The following is a 5,779-nucleotide window of genomic DNA, read 5'->3' on the forward strand; positions in this document are numbered from 1 at the left end:
CGTTGATGACTGTGAAAACGATACCATATTGCTGTTACGTGAACTAAAAAAAGGCGGCTTAGATATTCACTCAACAAGAGTTGAAACTGATCGAAGCCTTAGAAGCGCGCTTGAAGAGTCCGACTGGGATCTTGTTATCTCAGATCACAGCATCCCCGGATATTCCTCCCAAGAAGCTTTAGAAACCATCCGTGATCGCGATGCGAATTTGCCAGTTATTATTGTGTCAGGGGAGATCCCCGAACGAGAAGCCATTAAGCTAATGAAAGCCGGGGCTCAAGACTACGTAATGAAAGAAAATCTCGCTCGACTGATTCCAGCCATCGAGAGAGAAATAAGAGAGAGCGAATCCCGTCAAGCAAAAAACTCGCAGAACAGAATCTAGAACATTTAGCCGTACATGACCACCTAACAGGGCTAGGCAATCGCGAGTACTTCGAAGGTCAAATATCTAAAGCACTTCAACTTTCAGCATCGGATGATGCAGAATATGCCTTGATGTCACTGGATTTGGACCAATTTAAGATCATTAACGATACTTGCGGCCACGTTGCAGGCGATGATCTACTCAAGCAAGTATCACTTGTTTTACTCCGCCAAACTAAAGACAAGGATACCTTGGCACGTCTTGGTGCCGATGAATTTGGCATACTCACCTACAACAAAGATAAGCGTCAAGCTATTTAGATTGCGAAAACCATACAGACCGCAATAAAAGACCTAAACTTCACCTGGCATGGAAAAAGTTTCACGACCAGCATTAGTATCGGCATTGTTTCAATTAATAATAAAACCTCTTCGGTCCAGTCCGTTCTGAGCTGTGCTGACATGGCCTGCAATGTCGCCAAAGAAAAAGGTCATGACGGCCTTAAATGGTACAGTGAAGATGACCCAGAGCACTTACAACGGCGAAGTGAAATGCAATGGGTCAGCCGCATTAAACGAGCGATAGCTGATGATTTGTTTATACTCCACTTCCAGAGCATGAAAGGCCTCCAAAAACACTGTAGTGGCGGTGCACACGGCGAGTTTCTGGTTCGACTTAATGATGACTCAGAACTGATTTACCCCGGCTCCTTTATTCCCGCAGCCGAGCGCTACAAACTTATGCCACGTTTACATAGATGGGTGGTAAAAAATGCGTTTAAGTACTTGGCTGAATCAGGTTTAGGGTATCAGGATCAAGGAACATTTTTCATCAACTTGTCAGGTAATTCACTTAGTGACGCCTCTTTCTTTGAAGATATTCGGCATTTACTAAAAGAGTTTGAGTTCATTCCTGAACGTATTTGCTTCGAGATTACCGAAACCAGTGCTATCGACAACCTTAAGGATGCCGTAGAGTTTATTTCCGAGATCAGAGAAGAAGGTTTTAAATTTGCACTCGATGACTTTGGTGCTGGGATGAGCTCCTTTTCTTATCTTAAGAAGATTCCAGTAGATTATCTGAAAATTGATGGCAGCTTTGTCTTGAACTTGTTACACGATCCGATTGATCGTGGAATTGTTGAAGCTTGCAATGGTATTAGCCATGCAGCGGGCTTGCAGACCATTGCGGAATTTGTAGAAAACCAGGAAACCGCCGACGCACTAAAAGAAATTGGTGTAGACTTCGCTCAAGGCTTTGGTATCGAAAGGCCTGGCCCACTTCAATAACGTACTATTTGCTCCCAATGTAAGATATTTCCTACATGCTTTTGCATTATCACCTACATACTGAAGGCAAGAACATGCGTAATATTCATTTCCATCAGGACGACGCTGATTGTCAGGACGATGACAGCAACATATGGATATGGACAAGGAAGTAAACAAGGAAGGCTGGTTACCTAAGGAATGGTAAGGGAAGCACCTATTCAAAATGCCGCATTTTTATGCGGCATTTTTCGTTTAAGACCCGAAATTAAGCACTAAGACACTCAAACACCGCATAAATTCTTACAAGCCAAACTTATGTTTTAAGATCTCCAGCCCTTCGTCACTATAGGCCGCATCAATGGATTTGAGGTTTTCTGAGGTTATCAAGGTCTCATAGGCATGGATAATATCGTAAATCCACTTCCCGGGAATGAAGCGGGTAATTTGCTGCTCTGTTATGGTTTCTTGCTCGCCTTCTAAATCCAAATGTAGCGTAAGAACCTCTTCTCCAGAAGACAATAAAAGCGATAAGTTTGAGCTTTTGAAAGTTTCCCCATAAAAGCTTATGCAAGCACCCGCCCTATCCGCAAACTGAAGCGTGTAGGTATTATCATTTAGCGTAAATTGGATTTTTTTCTCATCACCTTCGTGAATAACTACCGTAGAGCTTATTTCACAGTGGACCAAGCTCTCACTATCTTTTATTTTTAGTGTGGGCTGTGAAGACATGGACTTATACAAATGAATAATTCGCTTATCCAACATTAGCACTTTTGCTAACTTACGACGCTCCTTTATAGCAGAAAAAACCTGGGAGTTATTCAGCTGTGCTTGCCGCTCTATTCTCTGCAAAGCGCGGTTAATTGTTGACTGCAAATGGTCAAAGGCGGAACGAACAGATAACAAAGTTAGTTCATCATAATTCTGGCTCATATCCTGTGCCTATCCTGCATCAATATTTTTAGACTTATTAATCATCGTCTTCACAATATAGCAGTAAAGACCAAGAGGCGCTAAAGTGAAGTATATGGAAACAATATTTATGCCAAACTTTATTTTTACAACTCGATACTTCCGCTATAATTGTCATAAAGCTTTAAGATCAATAATATAGACTTAAGCTTCTAACAGATATATGAACTTATTGTTGGCGTGCGTTGAAGACATCGGCCAATAGTTACCATTATGGACAATACTATGATCAAAAACTGCCTATTCCCAGTTGCAGGCTACGGAACCCGTTTCTTACCCGCAACAAAAGCAATGCCTAAAGAAATGCTACCCCTCGTAAATAAACCCCTTGTGCAATATGGCGTTGAGGAAGCGCACCAGGCAGGCATGAACCGAATGGGTTTTGTCACAGGTAGAGGCAAACGAGCCATTGCAGATCACTTTGATATTAGCTACGAACTAGAAAATGAAATTAAAGGTTCAGGAAAAGAGGCTCAGCTCGATTCCATTCGGAATTTAATGGAAAATAACACCTTTTCATTTACACCACAGCATCAAATGAAAGGTCTTGGCCACGCAATCTATAGCGGTCGAGGTTTGGTTGGCGATGATGCTTTTGCAGTTGTTTTGGCAGATGACTTTTGTACGGCAGATGAAAACGGCGACGGCGTGCTTAAGCAAATGGCAGAGTTATATAATCAGTTCCGCTGCAGTATCGTAGCGATCCAGGAAGTTCCTGCTGACCAAACGCATAAATATGGTGTTATTGCAGGCGAATGCATGAAGGATGGCCTATACCGTATCACTGAAATGGTTGAAAAGCCGGCTCCGGAAGATGCTCCTTCAAATCTAGCAATTATCGGTCGTTATATTCTGACACCGGACATCTTCGATATCATCAAAGCAACACCGCCCGGAAAAGGTGGAGAAGTTCAAATAACCGACGCCCTGCTCACTCAAGCGAAAAAAGGTTGCGTGCTAGCCTATAAGTTTAAAGGTCAGCGTTTTGACTGTGGTAGTGTCGATGGTTTTATTCAAGCGACTAACTATGTCTATGAAAACGTATACAAAGCAGAATCGTAGTCGATACAAATAAATGAGTTTGCTGCGCCTTAGCGCGGCAAACTTCCTGCTCCATCAAAAAAGAACAAAGCAATTAAAGACCTAATAGCCTTAGTTTGCAATTAGTTGAAGTATCAGCTCTTTACTTTGCGCATCGCTTTTACGGTAACGCCGAAGTAACTCACGCTCATCATCAGTTGGTATTAACTTTTCAATCTGTCGTCCCAACTCAACTAATGAGTCCCCCAAATCCTCCGCATCACTGTCATTGATACCAGGCAAATCCAATTGGTGGCCGGTTTCAATATTAGGCACATCAACAAAACTTTCTAAAGGCATGGCTGTCTTAAAACACAAATCAAGAAGGTTATCCAAACTAGGATAACAGCGTGTTTCACTACTTTCGGCTTCCCACGACTCAACGACCATAGGGTCAACTAAACAATACTCCGCAACATCAATATACGAAAGTTTCTTCGACTGCCGGACTTTTTTAAGTTGATGATTAAATTGCTTTAGATACTTCATAAGAATTCAGCACTGAAAATAGGTAATAATCAATATAGCATTTGATCCAGATAATTCGTAGTTAAAAATACTTTTTTACAGCTCGTTAATAATTTTTTTGCTAATTAGTTCAAGTACTAATAAGACAATCTTAAGATAATAATTAAGATTGGGTATAAGTAAACAAACAGCGCTTTTACGAATTATTTACACGAAGTCCGATAGACGTACATATCATCATTATTCATAATAGGCTGCCTTTTAAATAAGGAAACTCTCTTTACTTAATCACTGAGCTGGTAAAACGCACGATGCGCATTCCGAATATTTATGTTGATCAGCCTCTCGAAGCATCCTCAAATACCGTAATCGAGGGCCAAGCAGCGCAGCACCTTTTAAAAGTGCTTAGAATGAAAGCTGGTGACCAGCTTAGGCTTTTTAATGGCGACGGTAAGTTCTACCCCGCTACCATTCAGGAAACTAGCAAAAAGTCTTTCGCTACTAGTATCGGCATCGCTGAAAATGCTGTCAGTGAATCTAAACTTAAGACCCATATCGGCCAGGTCATGTCTCGGGGTGACCGAATGGACTACGCCATCCAAAAGAGTACTGAGATGGGCGTTAATGCGATTACACCCTTAGATAGTGAGCGCTGCGAATTGCGCCTTAACAATGAACGTGCAAGCAAACGTGTTCAGCACTGGCAACAGGTTGCAATTAGCGCTGCTGAACAATGTGGGCGCGCAACGGTGCCGACCGTCCATCCGATATTGAATGTCGATGACTGGGTTCAGCAACAATCATCTAAGGGCTTGTCTTTGGTTTTACACCACAGAGACCGCCAACGTTTATCTGATATCTCCCCCGCCCCTGGCCATGTCAATATTCTTATTGGTCCTGAAGGGGGGTTAAGTGAAGCTGAAATCAGCATGGCCTGTGATAATAAGTTTATCCCAAGCACCTTCGGCCCAAGAGTATTGCGTACAGAAACAGCCCCTGTAGCGTGCCTGGCATTGCTTCAGTGGCTCTGGGGGGACTTTAATACCTAAGCTGCTCTAGCCAAGTGAAAGATTAAAAATACTCAGATTAGACTCAAGATTACTTAAGCTTTTATTCCTTTAACACTGTGGAATCAACACAATGAACACATTCCAGAACCTCCGCCAAAAGCACAGCTGGTTTTTACCTGTCATTATCCTAGCGGTGGCAGCCTTGATCATTTTTGCGCTCGTCGTTTCTAAGCCCAAACCACCCAAAAAAGAAACCAAAGAAAAGGAATGGCTAGTATCAAGCATCATACTTAAGGAAACCCAGGCGCAGCCTCAAGTCGAACTATTGGCACGGGTTGAATCGCCTTTCGACTCAACATTAAGCGCTGCGATCACTGCCGACGTAATGCAAGTTCCAGTGCGAGAAGGAATTAGCGTAAAAATGGGCGACCTACTGGTCCAACTCGATGCTCGCGAAATCGAACTTACCCTGGCACAGCGGCAAGCTGATATTAATGAGCTAGATGCTCTAATCGATGCAGAGAAGCTACGCTTTAAAACCGATCAGGATTCTCTGGTTGAAGAAAAACGATTACTAGAAATTGCCGAGCAAGCACTGGCCCGTCAGGCAA

7 protein-coding genes and 1 pseudogene are annotated in these 5,779 nt (G+C 42.7%); 6 read left to right on the forward strand and 2 right to left on the reverse strand.

The genetic code is table 11. The features are described from left to right. From A3735_RS31010 to A3735_RS31020, 3 genes and pseudogenes are all read left to right on the forward strand, one after another. On the forward strand, positions 1 to 385 hold a 385-nt coding region (locus A3735_RS31010; RefSeq protein ID WP_197485900.1), incomplete at its 5' end, for a response regulator. Next, positions 349 to 801: pseudogene (locus tag A3735_RS31015) on the forward strand (GGDEF domain-containing protein); the annotation flags it as partial. The gene A3735_RS31010 and the pseudogene A3735_RS31015, both read left to right, overlap by 37 nt. 27 nt (positions 802 to 828) lie before the next feature. Then, entirely contained in the window at positions 829 to 1,656 is an 828-nt protein-coding gene (locus A3735_RS31020) for an EAL domain-containing protein (RefSeq protein ID WP_068633231.1), read from the forward strand. Between the two features lie 282 nt (positions 1,657 to 1,938). Here A3735_RS31020 and A3735_RS14935 read toward each other — a convergent pair whose 3' ends face one another. Then, positions 1,939 to 2,571, reverse strand: a complete 633-nt coding sequence (locus A3735_RS14935; RefSeq protein WP_068514907.1) for a hypothetical protein — start codon at positions 2,569 to 2,571, stop codon at positions 1,939 to 1,941. Positions 2,572 to 2,835: 264 nt separating this feature from the next. Between A3735_RS14935 and galU the strand changes: the two genes are divergently transcribed. After that, positions 2,836 to 3,672: a UTP--glucose-1-phosphate uridylyltransferase GalU gene (gene galU / locus A3735_RS14940; protein WP_068514904.1), complete on the forward strand. Its 837-nt coding sequence runs from the start codon at positions 2,836 to 2,838 to the stop codon at positions 3,670 to 3,672. A 90-nt stretch (positions 3,673 to 3,762) separates the two neighbouring features. Here the strand turns inward: galU and A3735_RS14945 are convergent, their stop codons facing one another. Further along, on the reverse strand, positions 3,763 to 4,179 hold the full coding sequence (locus A3735_RS14945) for a transcriptional regulator (protein WP_068514902.1): 417 nt from the start codon (positions 4,177 to 4,179) through the stop codon (positions 3,763 to 3,765). A 290-nt stretch (positions 4,180 to 4,469) separates the two neighbouring features. Here A3735_RS14945 and A3735_RS14950 point away from each other — a divergent pair, with 290 nt between their 5' ends. Further along, positions 4,470 to 5,207 (forward strand): 16S rRNA (uracil(1498)-N(3))-methyltransferase, encoded by a 738-nt coding sequence (locus tag A3735_RS14950; protein ID WP_068514899.1) that lies wholly within the window; start codon positions 4,470 to 4,472, stop codon positions 5,205 to 5,207. 91 nt (positions 5,208 to 5,298) lie between these two features. Further along, on the forward strand, positions 5,299 to 5,779 hold a 481-nt coding region (locus A3735_RS14955), incomplete at its 3' end, for a biotin/lipoyl-binding protein (RefSeq protein ID WP_156499687.1).

The sequence above is a fragment of the Oleiphilus sp. HI0061 genome, assembly GCF_001635675.1.

What these genes read in the sequence shown, in the direction of transcription:
- A3735_RS14950 (WP_068514899.1), top strand. Translation starts at nt 4,470, where the DNA reads ATGCGCATTCCGAATATTTATGTTGATCAGCCTCTCGAAGCATCCTCA.
- A3735_RS31020 (WP_068633231.1), top strand. Translation starts at nt 829, where the DNA reads ATGGCCTGCAATGTCGCCAAAGAAAAAGGTCATGACGGCCTTAAATGG.
- A3735_RS14945 (WP_068514902.1), bottom strand. Translation starts at nt 4,179, where the DNA reads ATGAAGTATCTAAAGCAATTTAATCATCAACTTAAAAAAGTCCGGCAG.
- galU (WP_068514904.1), top strand. Translation starts at nt 2,836, where the DNA reads ATGATCAAAAACTGCCTATTCCCAGTTGCAGGCTACGGAACCCGTTTC.
- A3735_RS14935 (WP_068514907.1), bottom strand. Translation starts at nt 2,571, where the DNA reads ATGAGCCAGAATTATGATGAACTAACTTTGTTATCTGTTCGTTCCGCC.